This window comes from Arthrobacter sp. P4_F10 (assembly GCF_056401435.1).
The window spans coordinates 23754-46497 of record NZ_JBFUJJ010000008.1 but is presented as its reverse complement, the minus strand read 5'-3'; the positions used below and the strand labels follow the sequence as shown (position 1 = coordinate 46497).

At 68.4% G+C, this 22744-nt stretch carries 20 protein-coding genes; 8 read left to right on the top strand and 12 right to left on the bottom strand.

Features of this window, described 5'->3' with window-relative positions; translation table 11 throughout:
• The 5 genes from AC1DR1_RS10950 to AC1DR1_RS10930 all read right to left on the bottom strand — a co-directional run bounded on the left by AC1DR1_RS10950 (position 1) and on the right by AC1DR1_RS10930 (position 5447).
• On the bottom strand, positions 1 to 1707 hold the full coding sequence (locus tag AC1DR1_RS10950; RefSeq protein ID WP_476992573.1) for a DHA2 family efflux MFS transporter permease subunit: 1707 nt from the start codon (positions 1705 to 1707) through the stop codon (positions 1 to 3).
• Positions 1704 to 2420, bottom strand: coding sequence for a TetR/AcrR family transcriptional regulator (locus AC1DR1_RS10945; protein ID WP_229995695.1), 717 nt, complete (start codon positions 2418 to 2420; stop codon positions 1704 to 1706). Before AC1DR1_RS10945 ends, AC1DR1_RS10950 begins: the two co-directional genes overlap by 4 nt.
• Before the next feature lie 178 nt (positions 2421 to 2598).
• Complete coding sequence (locus tag AC1DR1_RS10940; protein ID WP_229995696.1) at positions 2599 to 4035, bottom strand: class II fumarate hydratase; 1437 nt, start codon at positions 4033 to 4035, stop codon at positions 2599 to 2601.
• 71 nt (positions 4036 to 4106) lie between these two features.
• On the bottom strand, positions 4107 to 4721 hold the full coding sequence (locus tag AC1DR1_RS10935; protein WP_229995697.1) for a carbonic anhydrase: 615 nt from the start codon (positions 4719 to 4721) through the stop codon (positions 4107 to 4109).
• A gap of 9 nt (positions 4722 to 4730) precedes the next feature.
• Positions 4731 to 5447: a DUF4245 domain-containing protein gene (locus AC1DR1_RS10930; protein WP_476992572.1), complete on the bottom strand. Its 717-nt coding sequence runs from the start codon at positions 5445 to 5447 to the stop codon at positions 4731 to 4733.
• A 212-nt stretch (positions 5448 to 5659) separates the two neighbouring features.
• Between AC1DR1_RS10930 and glpX the strand changes: the two genes are divergently transcribed.
• On the top strand, positions 5660 to 6682 hold the full coding sequence (gene glpX, locus AC1DR1_RS10925) for a class II fructose-bisphosphatase (protein WP_175460428.1): 1023 nt from the start codon (positions 5660 to 5662) through the stop codon (positions 6680 to 6682).
• 140 nt (positions 6683 to 6822) lie between these two features.
• Entirely contained in the window at positions 6823 to 7797 is a 975-nt protein-coding gene (galE, locus tag AC1DR1_RS10920; RefSeq protein WP_229995169.1) for a UDP-glucose 4-epimerase GalE, read from the top strand.
• A 46-nt stretch (positions 7798 to 7843) separates the two neighbouring features.
• Here galE and AC1DR1_RS10915 read toward each other — a convergent pair whose 3' ends face one another.
• From AC1DR1_RS10915 to AC1DR1_RS10895, 5 genes are all read right to left on the bottom strand, one after another.
• On the bottom strand, positions 7844 to 8815 hold the full coding sequence (locus AC1DR1_RS10915; RefSeq protein ID WP_229995168.1) for a lipid II:glycine glycyltransferase FemX: 972 nt from the start codon (positions 8813 to 8815) through the stop codon (positions 7844 to 7846).
• 4 nt (positions 8816 to 8819) lie between these two features.
• Positions 8820 to 10109 carry a mannose-6-phosphate isomerase, class I gene (gene manA / locus AC1DR1_RS10910; protein WP_229995167.1) on the bottom strand — a complete coding sequence of 430 codons (1290 nt, stop codon included), beginning with the start codon at positions 10107 to 10109 and terminating at the stop codon, positions 8820 to 8822.
• Positions 10110 to 10273: 164 nt separating this feature from the next.
• Positions 10274 to 11920 carry an LCP family protein gene (locus AC1DR1_RS10905; RefSeq protein WP_476992571.1) on the bottom strand — a complete coding sequence of 549 codons (1647 nt, stop codon included), beginning with the start codon at positions 11918 to 11920 and terminating at the stop codon, positions 10274 to 10276.
• A gap of 10 nt (positions 11921 to 11930) precedes the next feature.
• Positions 11931 to 12542, bottom strand: coding sequence for a 5-(carboxyamino)imidazole ribonucleotide mutase (gene purE, locus AC1DR1_RS10900; RefSeq protein ID WP_414645525.1), 612 nt, complete (start codon positions 12540 to 12542; stop codon positions 11931 to 11933).
• Positions 12539 to 13687 (bottom strand): 5-(carboxyamino)imidazole ribonucleotide synthase, encoded by a 1149-nt coding sequence (locus AC1DR1_RS10895; protein WP_229995171.1) that lies wholly within the window; start codon positions 13685 to 13687, stop codon positions 12539 to 12541. Before AC1DR1_RS10895 ends, purE begins: the two co-directional genes overlap by 4 nt.
• A 268-nt stretch (positions 13688 to 13955) precedes the next feature.
• Here AC1DR1_RS10895 and AC1DR1_RS10890 point away from each other — a divergent pair, with 268 nt between their 5' ends.
• Positions 13956 to 14543 (top strand): GtrA family protein, encoded by a 588-nt coding sequence (locus tag AC1DR1_RS10890; RefSeq protein WP_229995165.1) that lies wholly within the window; start codon positions 13956 to 13958, stop codon positions 14541 to 14543.
• Between the two features lie 29 nt (positions 14544 to 14572).
• Here the strand turns inward: AC1DR1_RS10890 and AC1DR1_RS10885 are convergent, their stop codons facing one another.
• Positions 14573 to 15277: a TIGR03089 family protein gene (locus AC1DR1_RS10885; RefSeq protein ID WP_229995164.1), complete on the bottom strand. Its 705-nt coding sequence runs from the start codon at positions 15275 to 15277 to the stop codon at positions 14573 to 14575.
• A 358-nt stretch (positions 15278 to 15635) separates the two neighbouring features.
• Between AC1DR1_RS10885 and AC1DR1_RS10880 the strand changes: the two genes are divergently transcribed.
• Genes AC1DR1_RS10880 through AC1DR1_RS10870 form a run of 3 tightly spaced genes read left to right on the top strand, consistent with a single transcriptional unit; the run spans position 15636 to position 21287 of the window.
• A complete protein-coding gene (locus AC1DR1_RS10880; RefSeq protein WP_229995170.1) occupies positions 15636 to 16178 on the top strand; it encodes a WhiB family transcriptional regulator in 543 nt (180 codons plus the stop codon).
• 29 nt (positions 16179 to 16207) lie between these two features.
• Complete coding sequence (locus tag AC1DR1_RS10875; protein ID WP_229995163.1) at positions 16208 to 19582, top strand: glycosyltransferase family 2 protein; 3375 nt, start codon at positions 16208 to 16210, stop codon at positions 19580 to 19582.
• Positions 19575 to 21287, top strand: coding sequence for a DUF5719 family protein (locus AC1DR1_RS10870; protein WP_229995162.1), 1713 nt, complete (start codon positions 19575 to 19577; stop codon positions 21285 to 21287). Before AC1DR1_RS10875 ends, AC1DR1_RS10870 begins: the two co-directional genes overlap by 8 nt.
• Here AC1DR1_RS10870 and AC1DR1_RS10865 read toward each other — a convergent pair.
• Positions 21284 to 21835 carry a metallopeptidase family protein gene (locus tag AC1DR1_RS10865; protein ID WP_229995161.1) on the bottom strand — a complete coding sequence of 184 codons (552 nt, stop codon included), beginning with the start codon at positions 21833 to 21835 and terminating at the stop codon, positions 21284 to 21286. The two genes, AC1DR1_RS10870 and AC1DR1_RS10865, sit on opposite strands and share 4 nt — an antisense overlap.
• A gap of 133 nt (positions 21836 to 21968) precedes the next feature.
• On the opposite strand from AC1DR1_RS10865, the gene AC1DR1_RS10860 reads away from it, so the two are divergent.
• Both AC1DR1_RS10860 and AC1DR1_RS10855 read left to right on the top strand, forming a co-directional pair.
• The gene (locus AC1DR1_RS10860) at positions 21969 to 22358 is read left to right on the top strand and encodes a DUF3499 domain-containing protein (RefSeq protein WP_091250737.1); all 390 of its coding nucleotides are present in this window, start codon (positions 21969 to 21971) and stop codon (positions 22356 to 22358) included.
• An 85-nt stretch (positions 22359 to 22443) separates the two neighbouring features.
• Positions 22444 to 22722, top strand: coding sequence for a Trm112 family protein (locus AC1DR1_RS10855; protein WP_364747234.1), 279 nt, complete (start codon positions 22444 to 22446; stop codon positions 22720 to 22722).
• Positions 22723 to 22744: the final 22 nt, after the last annotated feature.

The window sequence follows — 22744 nt, the reverse complement described above, 5'->3', positions numbered from 1 at the left end:
TCAGCCGCGCAGGCTGGTGAACTCGTAGGCGTTGCTGTGCGCGGCGGGCCCTTCCGGCTCGTCGCGGTTCGGGTCCTCCGAGCTTTCGGTGCCGTGGCGGGCTGCCGCCCGTTCCGCCTCGAGCCGCTCGGCTTCCTCGCCGCCGACTGCTTCTCCGCGCGCCACCATGCCGGCGGTGTCCGAGAGCGGGATCTGCTTGAGGGTCAGGGCCAGGATCAGGGCGATGCCCAGGAACGGCAGCAGGTACCAGAAGACCGGGGCCAGCGAGTCCGCGTAGGCGTTGACGATCGCATCCTTGAGCTGCGCCGGGAGTTGGCTGAGCATCTGCGGGTCCATCGTCCGGGTGGACTGCGACGCCTGCTCAGCGGACGCCCCCGCGCCGGTGAAGGCGTTCGTCAGGGACTCGGAGAGCCGGGTGGTGAAGATGGAGCCGAACACTGCGACGCCGAGGGATGCGCCGACCTCACGGAAGTAGTTGTTGGTGCTCGTTGCCGTGCCGATCTGGTCTGCAGGCACGGAGTTCTGCACCACGAGGACAATCACCTGCATGATCGAGCCCAGGCCGGCGCCGAAGATGAACAGCTGCACGCAGATGACCCAGATGGGGGTGGCAGCCGTGAGCGTGGTCAACCACAGCATTGCCGCGATGGTCAGGGTGGCACCGAGGACCGGGAACAGCTTGTACTTGCCGGTCTTGGAGATGCGGATGCCGGAGAAGATGGCCATGCCCATGAGCCCTACCATCATGGGCAGCATCAGCAGGCCGGATTCGGCGGCGGAGGTCCCGGAGGACATCTGCAGGAAGGTCGGGACGAAGGCGATCGCCGCGAACATGCCCAGGCCCAGGGTGAAGCCGATGGCGGTGGAGTTCACGAAGATGCGGTTCTTGAACAGGCTCAACGGAATGATGGGGTCCTCGGCCCGGCGTTCCACCAGGACGAAGGCGGTTGCGGCGAGCACCAGCCCGGCGCCGAAGGCCCACGTCAGCGGCGAATCCCAGCCCTCGTCTTTTTTGCCGCCGAAGTCGGTGAAGAAAATCAGGCACGTGGTGGCCGCGGAGAGCAGCAGCACGCCCAGGATGTCGATCCGTTTCTCGGCCTTCTTGTTGGGCAGCGTCAGGGTGAACCAGGCAATGGTGAACGCGGCGATGCCGATCGGGATGTTGATGTAGAAGGCCCATTCCCAGGTCAGGTGGTCCACGAAGAAACCGCCCAGCAGGGGCCCGGCGACGGCGGAGAGGCCGAAGATGGCACCCAGCGGGCCCATGTACTTGCCGCGCTCCTTGGCCGGAACGATGTCGGCGATGATGGCCTGGGACAGAATCATCAGGCCGCCGCCGCCGAGACCCTGGACGGCACGGAAGATCACGAAGCCCCAGAAGTCCGTGGCGAGGGCGCAGCCGACGGAGGCGAGCGTGAAGAGTCCGATGGCGACGAGGAACAGGTTCCGGCGCCCCAGGATATCGCCGAACTTTCCGTAGATCGGCATGACGATGGTGGTGGCCAGCAGGTAGGCCGTGGTGATCCAGGCCTGGTGTTCCACGCCGCCGAGCTTGCCGACGATCGTGGGCATGGCGGTGGACACGATGGTCTGGTCAAGGCTGGAGAGCAGCATGCCCGCGATGAGGGCGGAGAAGATGATCCAGATGCGTTTCTGGGTCAGCAGCAGCGGCTCGGCTGCTGGTTTGGTGCTGACGGCGGCGCTCATTGCGCTCCTTCGGAAGGGTTGAACTGGGCAGTGTCGGAGTAAGCGGTCCCGGAGCCGGAGGTATCGGATGGGGACATGGTGAACGGCAGGGAGAAGAGTGTGCGGGCGGCGGCAATGTTTTCCAGCAACATGGCCCTGTACGGGCGGGTGTTGCCTTCGGAGAAGTAGTCGGCGCTGGTTTTCCGGGCAACGTTGCCCAGGAGGACAACGGCCATGCGGACCACGGGATGGTCGGCAGCGACGCCTTCCCTGGCCGCGAGCAGCCGGGCGAACTCTGCCTCGCGTTCCTCGGTGGCGCCGATGATCCGGAGCATCAGCTGCGGCTCCTTCTTGATCACGCCGATCAGCTGGCGGGTCTCTTCCTCGGAACCGCTCATCCGTTCGGACAGATCGAGGGACAGCCGCACGAGGTCGTCGAGGAGTGAGGCCGATATTTCGCCGGGAGGCGATCCTGCGCCGCCTGCCATGAACCGTGCCACCACCCCTTCCGGAAAATCGTCATCGACGTGGCCGAGGATCGCGTCTTCCTTGGCGGGGAAGTAGTTGAAGAAGGTCCGGCGGGAGATGCCCGCCCGCTCGCAGACTTCCTCCACGGTGTAGCCGCTGAGGCCGCGTTCGGCGGTCAGGGAACGCGCGACGGCGGTGATGCTCGCCCGTGTTGCGGCCCGCTTGCGCTCGCGGAGGCCCCCCGTGTTAGTTGCACTGTTTTCCATAGAGTGTATTTTTGCACTTATTACCTAATAGTGCAAAAGATGGCCGTTGCCGACGGACGGGCACGAGCGGGGAACCGCCCCGATTCCAGGGTGCAGACATGCCGGCGGCCGGCACCCTTCCAGGAAAGGTGCCGGCCGCGGATGGTCCCAACAGGGGGGGCGTCGCCGCCCGGAGCCGCTACGCCTTGTGCGGCGGGCGCGTCATGGACATGACGTCCAGGGCCGTGTCCAGCTGCTCCTCGGTCAGTTCGCCGCGCTCGAGGAAGCCCATGGAGACGACGGTTTCGCGGATGGTCAGGCCCTCGGCCACGGCCTTCTTGGCGATCTTCGCGGCGTTCTCGTAACCGATGAACTTGTTCAGCGGGGTCACGATCGACGGCGAGGCCTCCGCGAGGAAGCGGGCGCGCTCCACGTTGGCGGTGATGCCGTCGATCATCTTGTCGGCCATGACGCGGCTGGTGTTGGCCAGCAGGCGCACGGATTCAAGGAGGTTGGCGGCCATGACCGGGATGCCGACGTTGAGTTCGAATGCGCCGTTGGTGCCGGACCACGCGATGGCGGTGTCGTTGCCGATCACCTGGGCGCAAACCATGATGGAAGCTTCGCAGATGACCGGGTTGACCTTGCCGGGCATGATCGAGGAGCCGGGCTGCAGGTCCGGGATCGCGATTTCGCCGAGGCCGGTGTTGGGGCCGGAGCCCATCCAGCGCAGGTCGTTGTTGATCTTCATGAAGGAGATCGCAATATTGCGCAGCTGGCTGGAGGCTTCGATGAGCCCGTCCCGGTTGGCCTGGGCCTCGAAGTGGTCGCGGGCCTCGGTCAGGGGCAGCCCGGTGTCGGCCGCCAGCAGTTCGATCACGCGCTCGGGGAAGCCGGCCGGCGTGTTGATGCCGGTGCCCACAGCGGTTCCGCCAAGCGGGACCTCGGCGACGCGGGGGAGGGAGGCATTGATGCGCTCGATGCCGTAGCGGACCTGGGCGGCGTAGCCGCCAAATTCCTGGCCCAGGGTGACGGGGGTGGCGTCCATGAGGTGCGTGCGGCCGGACTTCACGACGTCCTTGAATTCGGCAGCCTTGCGCTCCAGCGACCCGGCCAGGTAGCCGAGGGCCGGGATCAGGTCATTGATCAGCGCGGACGTGGCGGCAACGTGCACGGAGGTCGGGAAGACGTCGTTGGAGGACTGTGAAGCGTTGACGTGGTCGTTCGGGTGGACAACTTTGTCACTGCCGGCGGACTTGAGGGCCCGCGAGGCGAGCTCGGCGATGACCTCGTTGGTGTTCATGTTCGAGGACGTGCCGGACCCGGTCTGGAAGACGTCAATCGGGAAGTCGCCGTCGTACTTGCCCGCCGCGACCTGGTCGGCGGCGTCGGCGATCGCCTGGGCGAGCTCGCCGTCGAGCACCCCCAGTTCGGCGTTCGCCTGGGCGGCAGCCTTCTTCACCCGGGCCAGGGCTTCGATGTGGGCGCGCTCCAGGGTCTTGCCCGAGATCGGGAAGTTCTCGACTGCACGCTGCGTCTGTGCGCGGTACAGGGCGTTCACGGGAACGCGGACTTCGCCCATCGTGTCGTGTTCAATGCGGAACTCTTCGGTGTTCAACTCATCTGTGGAAGTCATGGGGCTAGCTTATTGGGAGTGGGAGTCCCATCGAAAACCGTGAACGGCCTGCAAGGGCCGGGCGCCGGGGTTTATAGCCGGCCGATGCTGGAGACGAGGTCGGCCCTGCCGTCATTAAGGCTGTATGCGAGACCGATCACGGCAGTGCGGCCGCTGTCGATGGCGCCCGAAATCACCCGGGAACTGTCCACGAGCCTCTGCGAGGTCTGCTTGACGTTTTCGACCACCATGTCGTTGATGTCGGTCTGATTGTTACGCAGCGAGGTCAGTACGGACGGGGTGATCCGCTCCACCAGGCTGCGCATGAATCCGACCGGCATCTGACCTGTTTCAACGGCCGCCTTGGTCACGGTGACGGCACCGCAGTTGTCGTGGCCCAGGACGACGATCAGCGGGACGTCCAGTTCGCTGACGCTGTATTCCAGCGAGCCGAGCACGGCATCGTCGATCACCTGGCCGGCGGTGCGGACGACAAATGCGTCCCCGAGGCCCAGGTCGAAGATGATTTCGGCGGCGAGCCTGGAGTCGGCGCAGCCGAAGATGACGGCGAAGGGGTGCTGGTTTTCTACCAGCGACGAGCGCCGCGACGCGTCCTGGTTGGGGTGTGATGACGTGCCGGCGACAAAACGCTTGTTGCCTTCACGGAGACGTTGCCAGGCGAGCGCGGGAGTCAGATAAGTAGCCACGTGGCCACTTTACGGTGAAGGGGTGGCCGAAGGGGAAACTGTTGCGCCCGGCGTGCTGGACCGTGCCCCGGCGGGAGGATTGCTTTCAAGCGACTTCACCACTGCGTCGGCCAGGGTGGAGAACTCCTCCAGCGTCGCGGATCCGGACAGGATCACGGTGGTGCCGCGTTCGGTCAGCACCATGGATTTCTCGCCCTTGCCGGTGTCACGCAGTTCCCAGTCCCGGCTGCCCGCGTTACGGGTGCCGGTTACCGGCGCGTTGTTGGTCTGCTGCAGCAGCCACGTGGGGTTGGCCTCGCGGGCCTGCACCAGGGCGATGAAGGATTCCTTGGGCGTCAGATACCCGACTTCCCAGGCGGGGACGCCGCTGCCGGCGCCGGACTGCCAGCGGGCGTAGTTGGCGCGAAATGTGTCGCCGGTATCGGCCGCCACAGGTGTGAACCCCGCCACACCCGCGGCGTTCTGTGCGATGGCACTGACGTTGATGTTGGGCCGGTAGCCGTCGGCCTTGGGGGAGGGGTTCATGAGGACGATCGGCAGGAACGCGGCGATGCTCACCACCAGGGCGATGATCATGCCCATGACGGAGGCGTTGGCGCGTTTGGCCGCCGCGGCGGCGATGACGGGCTTCACCGGTGGCTGTCCGGAAGTGTCCGGGCCTGTCGCGGGGGAGCTGCCAGCCGGAGAACCGGGGGCGGCGGGGGACGTGTCCTGCAATTCGCTCACCCCTCTATAGTCGCGCATGTCCGGGCCGATCTCACATTCGCGGCGCAGCGGCCGCCCGGAGGTGAAGTGCGTCACGCGCCTGTCATCCCATGACCTTGCGCGCCCGCCCCGACTATGATCAGTATCAGACGAATCACCGCGACGGATCGATCCTGGCCGTACGGGTTCAACGACCGCCACTCGAAGAAGAGGTTCACGTGACACCAGCGCCCATGTCCCAGAAGTACTCCACGCTTTCCCCCTCGCTTGCCGTCGGGATCGACGAGCCTGACCGCAACCTCGCACTCGAACTCGTCCGCGTCACCGAGGCCGCGGCGATCGCCGGTGGTCACTGGGTGGGCTTCGGCGACAAGAACAAGGCCGACGGCGCCGCCGTGGACGCCATGCGCTCCTTCCTGCAGACCGTGCACTTCAACGGCGTCGTGGTCATCGGTGAGGGCGAGAAGGACGAAGCCCCGATGCTGTTCAACGGCGAGCACGTCGGTGACGGCACCGGTCCCGAGTGCGACGTCGCCGTCGACCCCATCGACGGAACCCGGCTGACCGCCCTCGGCATCAACAATGCACTGGCGGTCCTGGCCGTGGCCGAACGCGGCTCCATGTTCGACCCCTCCGCCGTGTTCTACATGGAAAAGCTCGTCACCGGCCCGGAAGCGGCCGACATGGTTGACCTGCGCCTGCCGGTCAAGCAGAACCTGCACCTGATCGCCAAGGCCAAGGGCGTCAAGGTCAACCAGCTCAACGTCATGATCCTGGACCGCGACCGGCACCGCCCCCTCGTGGAGGAAATCCGCGAAGCCGGCGCCCGCACGAAGTTCATCATGGACGGCGACGTCGCGGGGGCCATCGCCGCTGCGCGTGCCGGCACCGGCGTCGACGCCCTCATGGGCATCGGCGGAACCCCGGAAGGCATCGTCGCGGCCTGCGCCATCAAGTCCCTCGGCGGCGTCATCCAGGGCCGCCTGTGGCCCACGAGCGACGACGAGAAGCAGAAGGCGATCGACGCCGGGCACGATCTCGAGCGCGTGCTCTCGACCAACGACCTCGTCTCCAGCGACAACTGCTACTTCGCGGCCACCGGCATCACCGACGGCGACCTCCTCAAGGGCGTCCGCTACTCCAAGGACAAGGTCCTTACCCAGTCCATCGTGATGCGCTCCAAGTCCGGCACCATCCGCTTTGTCGACGGCGAGCACCAGGCCAGCAAGTGGGAAGGCTACGCCCGCAAGAGCTAGCACCTGAACGGCAGCACTGAACTGCACCACTGAATACAGCGAATCCCGGGCCGCCTCCGCGACCCGGGATTCGCCGTCTTAATCGCGGTTCTGATGCCGCGGTGCGGCGCCAGAGGCACCGGATTAGATAGGGTGGAGCCATGACGTGGCTCGTAACTGGCGGTGCAGGATATATCGGTTCTCATGTGGTTTCCGCCTTGCGCGGGGCCCGGATCCAGCCGGTGGTGATTGATTCCCTCTCCAGCGGGCACCGCGAGTTTGTGCCGGCCGACGTGCCGTTTATCCACGGCAGCATCCTCGACGCCGACCTCGTGGCCCACACGCTGCGGCACCATGCGGTGACCGGCGTGATCCACCTCGCCGGTTTCAAGTACGCCGGGGTTTCGGTCCAGGAGCCGCTGCTGACGTACGAACAGAACGTCACAGGCACCGCGCAGCTGCTCAAGGCCATGGAACTCACCGGCGTGGACAAACTGGTCTTCTCCTCTTCCGCGGCCACCTATGGCACGCCCACCGGCGACGTCGTCACTGAGGACACGCCCACCAACCCGGAATCGCCCTACGGCGAGAGCAAACTCATCGGCGAATGGCTGATCCGGGACCAGGGCAGGGCGCGGGGCCTGAACCACACCTCGCTGCGGTACTTCAACGTGGTCGGCTCCGGCTCGCCCGAGCTCTACGACACCAGCCCCCACAACCTTTTCCCGATCGTGCTGCGGGCTCTCACCGCGGGCCAGACGCCGCGCATCAACGGCATCGACTACAACACGCCGGACGGAACCTGCGTGCGCGACTACGTGCACGTGGCCGATCTCGCCACCTCGCATGTGGCCGCCGCCCAGGCCCTCGCGGCGGGCAAGTCGCTGGAGCGTGTGTACAACCTCGGATCCGGGGACGGACTGTCCGTACGCCAGATCATGACGGCGATGGCGCACGTCACGGGAATCGACTTCGAACCGGAAATCGGCCCGCGCCGGGCGGGGGATCCGGACCGGATCGTGGCCGACGGCACGCTGGCTGCCCGCGATCTCGACTGGAAGATGCGGCACTCCGTGGAGCAGATGGTGGCCAGCGCGTACGACGCCCAGCGGCACGCGATTACTGCCGCCAGCTAGCGCCGCCGGCCAACGCCGCCACCGGGACGCTGTACCGGCAGCGTCCTTAGCGGTTTGCCAGGGCCCGGGACCGGGCGCGCAGCCTCTTTGCGAGCTGGGCGCCCTTGCGGGCCAGCTGGTAGCTGCCGTAGCGCACCTTCCGGACCGGCAGGTCCCATGTTCCGGGATACGCGATCCCGCGGCCGCCGAACGACTTCTTGAACGCCGTGAACCCGGCCCATTTGTGCTCGGGCTCATCCGCGGGCGCCACGCCCCAGAGGTCCACGTGCTTGAGGCCCTTCGCCTGGGCGTCCTCGATCAGGGTGACGAGCAGGGGGATGCCCGCGCTGAGCTTGCGGTGGGTGTCATCAAGGGCGGCATGGGCGTAGGTCCGGGTGTCGGCCGAGTCGTAGGCCAGGGCTGCAGCAATGGGGTGGCCGTCGAGCTCTGCGATGAACAGCGTCGCGGCACCGGCCGGCATCAGCGAGCGGGCCACCTGGGTCAGGTACTCGTCACTTTGCGGCTTGAACCCGTTGCGGGCGGCCGTCATGTGCAAGAACTCCAGGAGAACGGCGATCTCTGCCGGATCCTGGCTGGAGCGGAATGTCACGCCCTTCTTGTGGATGTTGCGGAACAGGTTCCGGTTCGCGGGCTTCATATCCGCCAGGACGTCCTTGAAATCCCGGTCGAGGTCCACAATCCAGCTGAGCTCGGGCTGCTGGCTGACCGGGGCCGGCTGCAGGCCGCGGCTGCGGAGGACGGCGTCGGCTTCGGCGGCAGTGAAGCCTGCGGTGACCGGCTCAATCCGGACAAACACGGCCCCGCTGGCCCGGGCGAGGTCCGTCAGGGCCGCCAGTGCGGCATCGAACGCCGCCAGCGACTCGGCCACCGGGCCATAGGGGGAGTACAGCAGTTTGCCGGCCGGATTGGATTCCTCAACCGCGAGGAAGCGCCACCCGGAGCCGGACTGTTCGTGGACCGTGCGCCCCAGCGCGCGCTGGAACTGTGCCCACTGCGGGCTTTGCAGGAAATAATCCATGGTGTCAGGCTTCCAATGCGGTGGTGACGGCAAATGCCAGGGCGGGGCCGGTGGCGCCGGAGACGGCGTGGACGTTGACCGGGGCCTCGGCGGCGGGCAAGAAGGCGCTGGCGCCCCGTTCCAGCCGCAGCTCACCCTTCGGGGAGTCGAGGCGGACGGAGCCGGCGGTGACAATGACGACGGCGGCACCGGACTGCGCCAGCGGGACGGGCTCCGCTCCGGGCGCCAGTTCAATGCGCTGCAGCTGGAATTCCCGGAACGGCGGGCGGTAGAGTTCCTGGCCCAGCATTGTGGTCTCGGCGGGCAGCATGGGCACGGCGACGGCTTCGAACGCGACCGTTCGGAGCAGTTCCGGCACGTCCACGAATTTCGGCGTGAGCCCGCCGCGGAGCACGTTGTCCGAGGACGCCATGACCTCGATCCCGAGGCCGCGCAGGTAGGCATGGACGTTTCCGGCCGGCAGGTAGACAGCCTCACCCGGCGCCAGCGAGATCCGGTTCAGCAGCAGCGAAATCAGGACGCCCGGGTCTCCGGGGTAGTCATGGTTGAGGTTAACCACCGTGGTCAGCTCCGCCACGTGCGATCCCATGGGCGCACCGGAGACGAGGGCGGCCACGATCATCGCCGTGGCCTGCGAGACGTCTTCGCCGCCGGCGATGAGCCGCTCGAAGGCCGAGCGGAGGGCCGCGGGCTCGTCCGGCTGCGCCAGGTCTGCGAGCAGCATCGGAACAAGCGGCGGCAGTTCCAGCCCGGCGAGATCGAAGCACGCCGCCACGTGCAGGAAGACCGCGCGAGATTCCGCGGCCGGCCGGAAACCGCAGAGCGCCTCGAACGGTGTCAGCGCGAAGATCATTTCGGGTTTGTGGAAGGCGTCCTTGTAGTTGCGTTCCGGGGCGGCAGGGTCGACGCCGGCCGCCTCCTCACGTGCGAAGCCCTCCCGGGCCTGGGCGAGCGTCGGGTGCACCTGCAGGGACAGCGGCGCCTCGGCCGCGAGGACTTTGAGCAGGAACGGCAGGCGCGGACCGAATGCGGCCACGCTCGCGCTTCCCAGGCTGTGTTCCGGGTCCTCGGCGATCAGGGTGTCCAGCGCGAGCCGCCCGTCGTCGTGCGTTTCGGGCGCGTGCCGTCCGGCACCACCGGCCGCCGGCGTCAGCGCGACGGAGGGGGAGTCCGGATGGGCGCCGACCCAGAGTTCCGCTTCGGGACCGCCGGAAGCGGGCCTGCCCAGCAGTTGGGCGATGGCTGTCGGGGAGCCCCAGGCATAGGGCCGGAGGACGTTCTCAAGTTCGTACATGGCCTGGTCCCTGTCTCGTCAATGAAATGTCTCGTCAATGAATGTGGTCACTGTGCTGTGCTCAATGTTCTGTGGTCACTGTGCTGTGCTCAAACTGCTGCGGTCACTCTGACCCGGGCACCCGCGCCGCGGGCAGCGGGCGGTGCCCGGCGTGCGGGCCGGTGTTAGAGCGGCGCGCACTGGCCGTTGGTGGCGACGAGGTCGCGGATGGACTGTTCGTCGCCATTGCGCTTGAACTGGTTGAGCATCTCTTCGGTGATCGGCTCGCCGTCCGGCGTGGTGGTCACCGGCGTGAAGTCCGACGGCGAGGGCGGGGGCTCGGTGGCCGGCGCGGCACCGGCGGCAGAGAGCGGCCCCGCCGCCGTTCCGGGCTGCAGGACGGTATCGTCAACGACGGTGTTATCAGCTGCGCCGGCCGACGGGCTGGCCAGCAGTTTGTCCACCCGCTCGTGGATGATGTCGAAGTCCGGGGACGTGGAGAAAGCAGCGTCGAAGTCGGGCGGACCGATGGTCAGGCGGCTGACATCCTGGCCCTTGGCCCTAATGGCCAGGTCCACGAAGCTGCCGAGCTGGCCGGAGGAGACGTTCGATTCGACCACCTTGGTGCCAGCCTTGGCGATATCCTCAAACTTGGCCAGCAGCTTTGCGGGGTCGAGCTGCTTCAGCATCGCCTGCTGCACGCACTGCTGGCGCTGGATGCGGGCGTAGTCGTCCACGAATTCCCGGGAACGGCCGTACCAGAGGGCGTGGAAGCCGTCGAGCGTTTGGTCGCCTGCCGGAATCCAGCCGTCCGGCATGCCGTGGATGCCGTTGGCCTCATCCACCATCGGTCCGCTGATGGGGACCCAGCCGCCGGCCTTGATCCGGATGCCGCCCATGGCGTCGATCAGCTTGGAAAAACCGTCCATGTCCACCAGCACGTAGGCCTGGACCTTGATGCCCAGCGTTCCGGACACCGCTTCGAGAGTGGCCTGCGCACCGGGGTCAGCCACCCCGGGATAGAGGTCCTGATGTTCGTTGGTGACCTCGGTGTTGATCGCGTTGATCAGGCACTCGTCGCCGCAGTTGTAGCCCTCCGGATACACCTGGCGCATCGGGGAGTCCACGCTGAACTGGGCGTTCTGGAGGTTGCGGGGCACCGAGATGATCGCCGTGTTGCCGGTCTTGGCATCGACGCTGATCACTGAGAGGCTGTCCGGCCGGCGGCCCGTGCGGTCCGCTCCGGCGTCGCCGCCCATCATCAGGAAGTTGTAGCGGCCCTCGGAAGGTTCAAGGGTGGGACCGGAACCGGAGAAGATGCTGCCGATGGCGTCGCGGCTGACGTTGAGCAGGTAGGCCGCATAGCCCAGGGACCCGCTGCTGAGGATCATGGCCAGCACCAGCGCCAGCACCACCGCGGGGCAGATCTTGGGGGCGAGCAGCCCGGGCCGGATCAGCCGCAAGGTGTTCAGGAACAAGGCGCCCCAGCCGATGGCCAGCAGCCCGAGGCCGAGCACCAGCAAGAGCGAGGGCACCTGGCCGGCGAGGATATTGATCAGCGTGGAGCGGGACACGAGCAGGAGCAGCACGGCAATCAAGGCCAGCGCCCAGACCGTGAAGGTCACGCGCAGCGCAGCCCGCCCGAGCCGGCGCTTGCCCGCGACGATCTGGGCGCTGCCGGGGACCAGGAGCGTCATGAGGATCAGGACGAACGCCCGTTTGGTCAGCACCGGGGCCGGGGCTCCTGAGGGGTGCCGGACCGGGTCGCGCAGCACCCGCCCGGACTGCCCAGGGCTCTCAGTGCGGTGCGTGGGGGCGTAGCTGTTGCTCATGCCGGGAATCCTAACGGCTGCCCCGCATGGCGACGTTGCCGTCGGCGAACACTTCGCTGACCTTGTGCCGCAGGCTCGCGCCCTTCCGGGTTGCGACGTCGTTCAGTTCCTGGGCGAAGTCCAGAAGGTCCGCCCGGAGCTGGACGGCGAGTTCGTCCGTGCCCGAGGCCAGAATGCGCACAGCCAGGAGTCCGGCGTTGCGAGCCCCGCCGATCGAGACGGTGGCGACCGGAACACCGGCCGGCATCTGCACGATCGACAACAGGGAATCCATGCCGTCCAGGGTCTTCAAGGGTACGGGGACGCCGATCACGGGCAGCGGGGTGACTGAGGCGAGCATGCCGGGAAGATGCGCTGCCCCGCCGGCACCGGCGATGATGAGGCGAAGGCCGCGCTCGTGGGCGCTCTGGCCGTAGCGGATCATCTCCGTGGGCATCCGGTGGGCCGAGACGACGTCGGCCTCGAACGGGATCCCGAACTCTGCGAGGGCTTCGGCGGCGGCTTCCATGACCGGCCAGTCCGAATCCGAGCCCATGACGAGGCCCACGATCGGGGTGTCCGCGCGGGTGCCGGCCAGTGGGGTTCCTGCGGTGTTGGCTTCGGGGCTGGGTGCGGCGCTCATGCGGTCTCCTCGGAGGTTGCCGGCGTTGTGCCGGCATGTGCCCGGCCGTTTCGGATGATGTCGGCCACGGTGGTTGCCCGCTGCCGCACGGAGTCGACGTCGGCGGCTGAGGTCCCGACCAGGTTGACGTGGCCGATCTTCCGGCCGGGCCGGACGGCCTTGCCGTAGCAGTGCACCTTCGCGGCCGGCTCGCTCGCGAGGGCCGCGGGGTAGGCGGAAAAGAGGTCCTGGTTGGCGCCGCCGAGGAAGTTCTTCATCACCACGACGGGCCCGAGCAGGTCTGTGGCGCCCAGCGGCAGGTTCAGGATGGCCCGCAGGTGCTGCTCGAACTGGCTTGTCACCGAGCCGTCCTGGGTCCAGTGCCCGGTGTTGTGCGGGCGCATGGCGAGTTCGTTGATCAGGAAGCCCGCGCCCACGCCCGGCGTCTCGAAGAGTTCGACGGCCATGACACCGGTCACGCCGAGCTCGCTGGCGATCCGGACCGCGGCGTTCTCAGCGGCCGCGGCAACATCGAGGGGGATGTCCAGGGCCGGGGCAATCACTTCATCGCACACCCCGTCGACCTGGATGGTGTGCACTACCGGCCAGGCCCGGGTTTCACCGTCCGGCGTCCTTGCGACCATGGCCGAGAGCTCGCGGCTGAAGTCCACCTTGGCTTCGGCCAGGAGGGGGGACATGGCCTCGAACCAGTCGGCGGAGCCGGCTGCGTCCTCGGCCGAGGACACGATGCGCACGCCCTTGCCGTCGTAACCGCCGCGGGGCATCTTCAACACCACCGGCCAGCCGGTCTGCTCGCCGAAGGCGACGAGGTCCGCGACATCGGCGACGCTGGCCCACATGGGGTTGGGCAGCTCGAGCCGGTCGATCGCGGCCCGCATCACGAGCTTGTCCTGGGCGTTGACCAGGGCATCCGGGCCGGGATGGACGTTCACGCCGGCGCCGATCAGGGACCGCAAGTGCGCCGTGGGGACGTGTTCGTGGTCGAAGGTCAGAACATCCAGGCCGCGGGAGAACTCGAGCAGATGCTCCAGGTCCGTGTAGTCGCCAACCGGGGCGTTAGCCACGGCAGAGACGGCAGAGACGTCCTCGCCTTCGGCGAGAACACGGAGTTCAAAGCCCAGGGCGGTCGCGGCGGGGGCCATCATTCGGGCAAGCTGGCCGCCGCCAACAACACCGATTACAGGAAAAGTCACAAGTCCCAGCCTACCGAAAACCTCACGGGAACCCGGCTTTTGGGGATTGGCAAGCGCGGGAAGGGTGCCGAAGGGAGCCTTCCGTGCCCGCTACGGCGCCGCCCGGCGTCGGGTCCGCAGGTCGCCTTCTGAACGGCCACTGAGGGCGGACTCCCGGGAAACGGCGGTAAAATGGGCGTTTGGCCCAATGGCCGACAGTTCCAAAAGGCCACGGAGGGTCATGATTACTACACTTAACGAGCGCATGCGCGGGCTGGTCTCGCTGTTCTGGCGCGAAGTGGCCAAGTTCGGCGCCGTCGGCGGCATCGCGTTCGTCATTGACAACGGACTGACGTATTACCTGATGCACGGTCCCATGACCGACAGCGAGGCCAAGGCCCGCTTCTTCGGGGCCAGCGTGGCCACCGTGTTCTCGTGGATTGCGAACCGTTTCTGGACGTTCCGGCACCGCCGGCAGGCCAACGTGCTGCGCGAGTTCGTGATGTTCGTCATCATCAACGGGATCGGCATCGGCATCTCCACCGGCCTCACCGCCATCGCGAAGTACGGCATGGGTGTCACCGACAAGAACATGCTCTTCCTGGCCGGCGTGGTCGGCATCCTTGTCGCGACCGTGGTCCGGTTCTTTGCCTACCGCTTCCTCGTGTTCAACCAGGAACTCGACGAAGAGCCGGAGTTCTCGCACGACCACGAGATCATCGAACGGCACCCGCACGCGCCGCAGGAGACGCAGCCCGGTGCCAGCGTTTCCAGGACGGCCGTCCGGGAAGCCGTCAAGGATCCGGAGCTGCCCGGCCCGCCTGCCTGAGGGAAAGCCTGAGGAACAGTGGCTGAGGTTCAGTTCCCGCTGATGCGCTCGGCGGCCCGCAGCTTGCCCGTCACCTCGACCTCGGGGTGCACCAGGACCACGGAACCGTCGGCCTTCCAGGTTCCCAGTGACTGCGCAAGAACCGTCTCGAGGCCGTCGGCCGCCGGAACGAGCAGCCGCAGGCCCGTGTCACGGGCCGCGGCAAAATCGTCCAGGAGTGCAGCGTGCGCGTGGACTGTGCCGTCCGAGGTGCGGACCGCGAGGCGCTCTGCTTCCGGATCCACATGGGGCATGAAGATGTCGCCGTGGGAGCGCACCTCGGCGGCGTAATCGAGGACGCCGGTGGGCAACTCGCCCGTCCAGCGCATCGCCAGCGCCGGCAAGGACACCGCCAGGACGGCGTCGAACCCGCCCGCTGCAGCGCGCGGGCCCGGGTCCGCGGTGGCCAGCAGCTCCGCCTCCGCGTCGTCGAAGACCACTTCCATGCCGAGCTGCCAGGCCGCCAGGGCGAGGATCACTGACTTCCAGTGCGCCGGCAGGTCCAGTCGCAGCCGCATGCCGGGTTCGGCGTCGAGTTCGTCCTGCAACAGGTTGGAAGTCTTCGCCACCCAGTTGTCCAGCACGCGGCCGGAGAGTTCAACGCGCTCCGAATCGGGCCCGTACCAGGTCAGCCGGGGCGCTGTGGACTGGCCCGATCGCAGCGCTGTCATCAGTTCGATTGCCGGAATGCTCATGTCCTCATCTTGCCACGGCCCATCCGACCCCAGGCGCCGTGACGTCCGTCACGTCGGGGATGGCCGCGTCCGGCGACCTTCGCACGGGGGCGGGAAAAATTTCCCGAAAACTCAATGAAAACCCGCAGAAGTGCTCAGTACCCTGATTATTCCGCGGGTTCTTGCGGAAGAGGCGAAAAAATTCCGGGCGTGGCGTGCCTGCACTTTGTGTATCAAGTTGATTATTATCTCCGCCGTGGCTTGACTCCCGGATACTTACACGCGTGTAATTAGTTATCTAAGCCGCTGCGCATAAACCGGCACTCAACCGAGTGCCAAAGGGGGTCGTGCAGTGGCTGCAAATCAGGAGGGGGACGCCATGGGGCTAGCAGAGCGTATCCATGAAGATGCCGTAGTTGCCGGCCAGGCCACGGCGAAATACCGGTCACGCGGCGTGCCGAGTGACTGGTACGTAGATCCGGCCGATCCGGACGCGGTTGACCGCTATAACGAACACACCCAGGATTCCCGGCAGGGGGCCGCCACGGCCTTCCTCGCAGCGCACGACGAACTCCTTGCCGGCCCGGATCAGGACACCGATCCCCTCGACCCGCCGATGGAGCTCTATTCGCCCGGTTCCGGTTCCCCCGCGCAGCCCGTCTGGATCGGACTGCCGTCCCGGCAGGATTTCGACGACGAGGGCGAGCTCGGCTGGCAGACCGATGCCCTGTGCGCCCAGACGGATCCCGAAGCCTTCTTCCCTGAAAAGGGCGGCTCCACCCGCGACGCCAAGAAAGTCTGCGGCGCCTGCAACGTGCGTTCACAGTGCCTCGAATACGCCTTGTCCAACGACGAGCGTTTCGGGATCTGGGGAGGCCTCTCCGAGCGCGAGCGGCGCCGGCTTAGGAAGCGAGCAGTCTAATTCTTCAGGAAGTACGAGTCACCGCCGTCGTGGTCTCCCACGACGGCGGTGATTTTCTCCCCAGGACCCTTGCGGCGCTGGCGGCCCAGACGCGGCCCGTCGACGCCGTGATCGGTGTCGACACCGGCTCCCGCGACCACTCCGCTGCCCTCCTCGAACAGGAATTGGGCAAGGCCAACGTCACCGTCTTCGATCAGCCCAGGTCCGGCATGGGCGGAGCCGTCATGGCCGGGCTCAAGGACCTCTCACCGTGGCCTGCGGACGGACCCGGCGGCGCGCCGGGCGCCGAGTGGATCTGGTTGCTGCACGACGACGCCGCACCGGCACCTGAGGCCCTCGCCGAACTCCTCCACGCGGTCGAGCGCGCGCCGTCGGTCACGGTGGCAGGCTGCAAGCAGTTGGACTGGCATGCCGAGCGGCGGCTGATCGACGTCGGCCTCTCCACCAGCCGCTGGGCCGAGCGGCTGACGCTGATCGACGCCGACGAGCTCGACCAGGGCCAGTACGACGGCCGCAGCGATACCTTTGCCGTCAATTCCGCCGGCATGCTGGTCCGCCGCGACGTCTGGGAGGAGCTCCGGGGCTTCGATCCTGCACTGCCCGGAAGTGGCGACGACGTCGACTTCTGCTGGCGCAACCGCCTCGCCGGGCACCGCGTGGTGGTGGTCCCGAGCGCGAGGATGTTCCATGTTTCGCACCGTCCCCACGCCCTGGGCACCGCGACCGCCGCACGCAAGGCACAGGTCCATCTGCGGCTCAAACACGCGGCCGGCTGGAAAGTCCCGCTGCACGCCGCCGGCGCGCTTCTGGGGAGCCTCTTCAAACTTGTCCTGAGCATTGCAGTCAAGGACCCTGGGCACGGGTTCTCCCAGCTGCTGGCAACCTTTGCCGCGCTGGGCCGCCCGGCCGCGGTGATCCGCGGACGGCGCAACGCCGCGCGCACCCGCCGGGTCCGGCGCTCCGTCATGAAAGGGCTGCAGACCCCGCGCCGGGAGGTCTGGGCGCACCGGCGCTCCCTGATCGAGGCGCTTGGCGCCGACGACTACGGCGACGGACCCACGGGCACCGATCCGCTGGCAGAGCAGCCTACCGGGGACGCCGACGACTTCGCCGCCATCGCCACCCCGGACCGCGGTTGGGTGGGCAACGGTGCCGTGCTGGCCACACTCCTGACCCTGGCGGTTTCCCTGACTGGACTGCTCAGCCTGTTCCGGGCCCCGGCAGTTTCCGGCGGCGCGCTGATCCCTGTTTCACTGCGCCTCTCCGAAATCTGGAACCATGCCTCCACCTGGTGGATCAGCCTCGGAGCGGGCCTTCCGGGCCACGGCGACCCCTTCGGCTACCTCCTGTGGGTGCTGGGAGTGCTCGGCGCCGGCGACGCCAACGGCGCCGTCGGCTGGCTGTTGATCCTTGCCATGCCGCTGTCCGCGCTGGGCGCCTGGTTCGCCGCCGGCGCCCTGACGGCGCGCAGGAGACTGCGCCTGGCGGCCGCCCTGGTCTGGGCCGCGGCACCGGCGCTCCAGGTTTCCCTCAACCAGGGCCGGCTGGGCGCCTTGATTGCGCACGTCATGATCCCGGTGCTCGTCCTGGCGCTGCTCCGGGCGACCGGGACGGCGGCAGGCCGCGGCGTCCATGCCGTCCCGGCGCCCGGCCAAGGCCGGCTCGCGCCCATGCCCGCCGCCCGCCCCGGCATCAACGGCACGCCCTCCTGGACGGCCGCGGCCGCTGCGGGCCTCGCCATGGCCGTGGTCACCGCCGCTGCGCCGTCGCTGCTGGTGCCCTGCCTGAGCGTCGTTGCCCTGTGCGGCGTGCTTCTGGGCCGCCGCGGCCGCACGGTGTGGTGGGCGCTCCTGCCCAGCCTGGCGCTGTTCCTGCCGTTCGCCTTTTCGGTCCTGGACCGGCCGCGGGCGCTCCTGGCCGACCCGGGCCTGCCGCTCGGTTTCGACGCCGCCCCGTTGTGGCAGCAGGCCTTGGGCCAGCCGCTGAGCTTCGACGCCGGCGCCGGACTCACCGGACTCAGCGCCTTCGGCGCGTCCGCCGCGGGCTCCACCGGGCTGCCATGGGCACTGCTGCTGGCCCTGCTGTTCGGGCTGCCGGTGCTGCTGCTGGCCCTCGCCGCGCTGTTCCTGCCGCGCCGGATGGTGCTGGCAGGCCGCACCTGGACGGCACGCTGCCTGTGGGCCGTCGCAGTCCTGATGCTGGCCGGCGGCTGGCTCGCCGGGCATGTCGCCTCCGGCGCCAGCGCCGATGTCCTGGTCACGCCGTTCCCCGGCCCCGCCGTATCGGCGGCCGCCTTCGCCCTCCTGGGGTCCGCCCTTATCGCAGCAGAAGGACTCCTGGACGCCGCCGACCGGACCGCCGGGACCGGGCTGGCACGGAAGGTCCTGATCCGCGGCACGGCCGCGGCAGCCCTGACGCTGCTGCTGGCCGCACCCCTGGCCGGGTTCACCCTGTGGAGCGCGCAAAACCTGCTGCAGCCCACGGCACCGGCCCTGTCACTGGCACAGCCAGCCGCCGGGGAACCCTCCGGTCTCGGGACCCCGAGGCTCGTCCAGCCGGCCCAGGCCCGCACCCTGCCGGCCACGGCGGTTGACCGCGGCGAGGGCCCGGAACAGTCCAGGACGCTCCTGATTGCCAGCAACGAGGACGGAAGCTTCGACGCAACACTTATGCGCGGCGCCGGCACCACTCTGGACGCCCTGTCCACGATCGCCGCGGCCCGCGGCATCATGGGGGCGCCAGGCCAAGAGACGGTCCGCGACGACGACGCCGTCGCCGGTTCGCTCCGGAACGTCGTGGCCACCATTGTGGCCGGCGAAGGCGTGGATCCGCGGGAAGACCTCGAGCGGCTCGGCGTCGGATTTGTCGTGCTCCGGGTTGCCGATTCAGCGTCCGAGCTGACGGCCAGCCGCATGGACGCCGTCCCCGGTCTTGTCGCCGTCGGCCAGACCGGTACAGGCTGGCTCTGGCGGGTCAGCCCCCTGGACCGGCCCGGTAGCAAGGCCTCCGACGTCGCACACCGGGTCCGCGTGGTGGACGGCACCGGCACGACCGTCGGCCTGCTGCCTGCGGAGGAAGTCTCGGCCGCCGGCACCATCCCGGCCGGCCCCGAGGGCCGCCTGGTGGTTCTTGCCGACCGGGCCGATCCGGGCTGGAGCGCCTGGCTGGACGGCCGCCGCCTGACCTCAACGACGTCGGGATGGGCCCAGGCATTCACGCTGCCCGCCCAAGGCGGCCAGTTGAGCATCCGTTATGAAGCACCCTGGGCCGTCCTGATCGGAATTGCGCAGGCCGTGATGATCGGGCTGACCGTCCTCCTGGCCGTGCCCATGCCTGCCCGCCGGTCCAACGCCGGCCTGTCCAGGGACGAAGCCTCCCTGCGTAAGGAACATCAGCATGTCTAAGGGCGACAACAAAAACAAAAACGACGCCGGTCCGGCGCCGGAAACCCCGACGGACGCATCTTCCATGACGGAAACCCCGGCCGCTGGCGAGTCCGGCGCCGGTGCGGCGCTGCGGAAGAGGGGCGTGCCGCGGGCCGGCATGATCGGCGGTATCCTCTCCGCGGTCGCCCTCGTTGCCGCGGGCGGAGGCCTCGTGTCGGCGGCGTCGCTGACCCCCCAGAGTCCCGCCAGCCGGCATCTCGAGGCCCCTGTGGCCTCGGTGCCGGCCGGCAGCAGCGTCGGAGTCTGCCCGGGCCCGGCCCGGCTGCTTGAGGGCACCCCCGTGGGCACCGACCCCCAGTTCAGTCCGGAATCCGGCACCGCGAAGACCTCCGTCAGCGCCGCTGTGCTCGGCTCAAGCGCGGGCGTCATTCCCGGGAGCCGGCTGGCGCCGCTCAAGGGTGCCCCCCTCGCCGAAATCGCCAAGGGCGCCGCGGCTGCGCCCACCGCCTCCGCGGCTGCGGCCCGCACGCCCGTGCTGATCGCCGGCGTCGTGCCCCAGCGAGAGGTGGACAACATCAGCGTCCTCAGCGCCGATGCCCAGGACAACCGCCAGGCAGCAGCCGGCGCCGTCCTGAGCTACACGGCAGAGGACGGGGACCTCCAAGGCTCCGCGGCCGCCGCCTGCCAACAACCCGGCAACGATCTCTGGCTGGTCGGCGCCAACACGGCCCTCGGCCGGTCGGCAGTCCTGAACCTCACCAATGCCTCCAGCACACCGGCGACGGTGAGCCTGGACCTCTTTGGCTCCGAGGGCTTGATCCCGGCGCCCGGAAGCCGCGGCCTGCTCGTGGCGCCTGGCAGCACCCGCTCCATAGTCCTGGCCGGGCTTGCGCCGGGACAGGAACGGCTCGGCGTGCGGGTCCGCAGCACGGGCGGCCCGGTGGCTGCCGTCATCCAGCAAAGCGTGCTCCGCGGCCTCACGCCCGGCGGCGTCGACTTCATCACCCCCGGCACCGCCCCGTCCGTCAGCCAGGTGGCCGCCGGTCTCGAGATCCAGGATCCGGCGGCGTTGGCCGCGCTCACGGCAAAGCCCGGCTTCGCCGATGCGGGACCGGCCCTGGAAATCACCGTGCCCGGGGCGGCCGATGCCGTGGTTGAGATCAAGTTGTATGGACGCGACGGCCAGAAGGCGCTGCCCGGCGGCGGCGTGGTCACGGCGAAGGCCGGCGCAGTCACGGAAGTTTCCCTGGCCGGGGTCCCGGCCGGGACCTACACCGTCGCGGCAAGTTCCGATGTCTCGTTCGCGGCCACTGCCCGGCTCACGCGGGGACTGCAGTCCGGGGACGCCGCGGACATTGCGTTTTCCGCCGCCTCGGCCCGGCTGGGCAGCCAGCACATCGTTCCGGTTCCCCGCACCGGGGACCGGCAGCTCGTTTTCGGTGCACCCGAAGGCCGGGCGACAGTGACCTACACACCCATCACGGCCGACGGCAAAATCCGGACCGCCGGTACCGCCGACATTGCCGGCGGAACCACCGTGTCCATCAAGGTCCCCACGGACGTGGGCGGCTCGCCGCTCGTGGGCTATGTGGTGTCCGCCGCCGGGGACCCAGCCTACGGGGCGCTGGTCCTGGGGCGGGATGGCCGGCAGGACATTTCCGCGGTGGCCCTGGCGCCGGAAGCGGCAGGACAACAACAGGTCCCTGTCACGCTGGGGTACTAGTACCGGCGGCGATAGACCGGGTCGAGGGACTCCGGGGGTACGCCGAGCATCTCAGCCGTGTATTCCACGACGACGTCGTGGACCAGGTCCTGGAGCTCGTCCCGGGTTCCGCACGCCTGCTCCACCACCCGGCGGTACAGCGTGATGACCGGTCCGTCCTCGGCCGTCGCGGCCGTGAAGGCGCCCATCGGCGCGGGCGTGCGGTCCGCCACGAGCTGCTCCAGGCCGGGAGGGATCTCGTCGACGGCGAAGCGGACACCGTCGAGGGGTTTGCCCCAGATATCGTGCAGCCGCTGCGCCGAGTCCAGGACGAAGTCATCGAAGCGGTCGGAGCGGGTCCGGTAGCCGGGCAGCGTGGGGAGCATGAGCTCGCCACGAAGACCCCGGCCGTGCCGGTTCCTGCGGCGCTGCCGGAAGTTTTTTCCCCGGACAGCGGTGGGCGATCCGGCCACAGGCGCGCCGGTGGGGCCGGAGCCGGCGCCTGTACGTCCGGCGTCGGGGTCAGCCAACCGGACCGTAAAACCCGAATCGTGGTGCGATGACTGCATATCTTGACTCTAAACCCGCGGAATGATTTACGCGATACAGGCCATGCGGCGATCCGCCGCCGCACCGCCGCGGCACGACCACGGTCGTTTCAATGCGCAGCCCCCGGCCCGAGGGGGAGTAGTCTGTGATGTCGTGGGTGCAATTCGTCTTTGTTCAAGGTCTGCCTGCCGCAATTCTGCGGTGGCCACTTTGACGTACGTGTACGCCGACTCCACAGCCGTCCTGGGCCCGCTCGCGACGTACGCCGAACCGCACTGCTACGACTTGTGCGAACAGCACGCCGACTCGCTGACCGTTCCGCGCGGCTGGGAAGTCATGCGGCTGGCGATGCCGGCAACCCCGGCCGGTCCCGGTCCCGACGACCTCCTGGCCCTCGCCAACGCGGTCCGCGAGGCCGCCTCCCGTCCGGCCGCGGCGGAACCGGCAAAGGGGCAGCGCACGCTGCACCCGGCGCTGGAAGCACCGGCACCGGCCGAGGGCACCAGGCGCGGGCATCTGCGCGTCCTGCGCGAACCTTCCTAAGGCGCCAACTGGCGGTAGGGTGGAAACTGCAAAAAGCCGTCAGCCACCGGCGCCCTTTCGCGGCGCCCATCAGGGAGCGTTCACCATGCCCAAGCTCAGTCCCGAACTGTTGTCTGTCCTGCGATGCCCCGTCACCGGGTCCGGCCTGGTGCAGGAAGGCGACGAGCTCGTCACCGCCACGGCGGATGAAGCCGGGAACAAGCTGCGGTACACGATCGAGGACGGCATCCCGCTGCTGCTGCCGCCGGAGCTCCTGCCCGCTGCCGCGGCGGCCGCCTCTGATCAGCACGACGCCGGCCAGCCCGACGCCGGCCAGCCCGACGACGGCCAGCACGGCACAGCCCCGCGCCACGCCGCGGAATAACGGGCGCCCAAATCATCTCCCG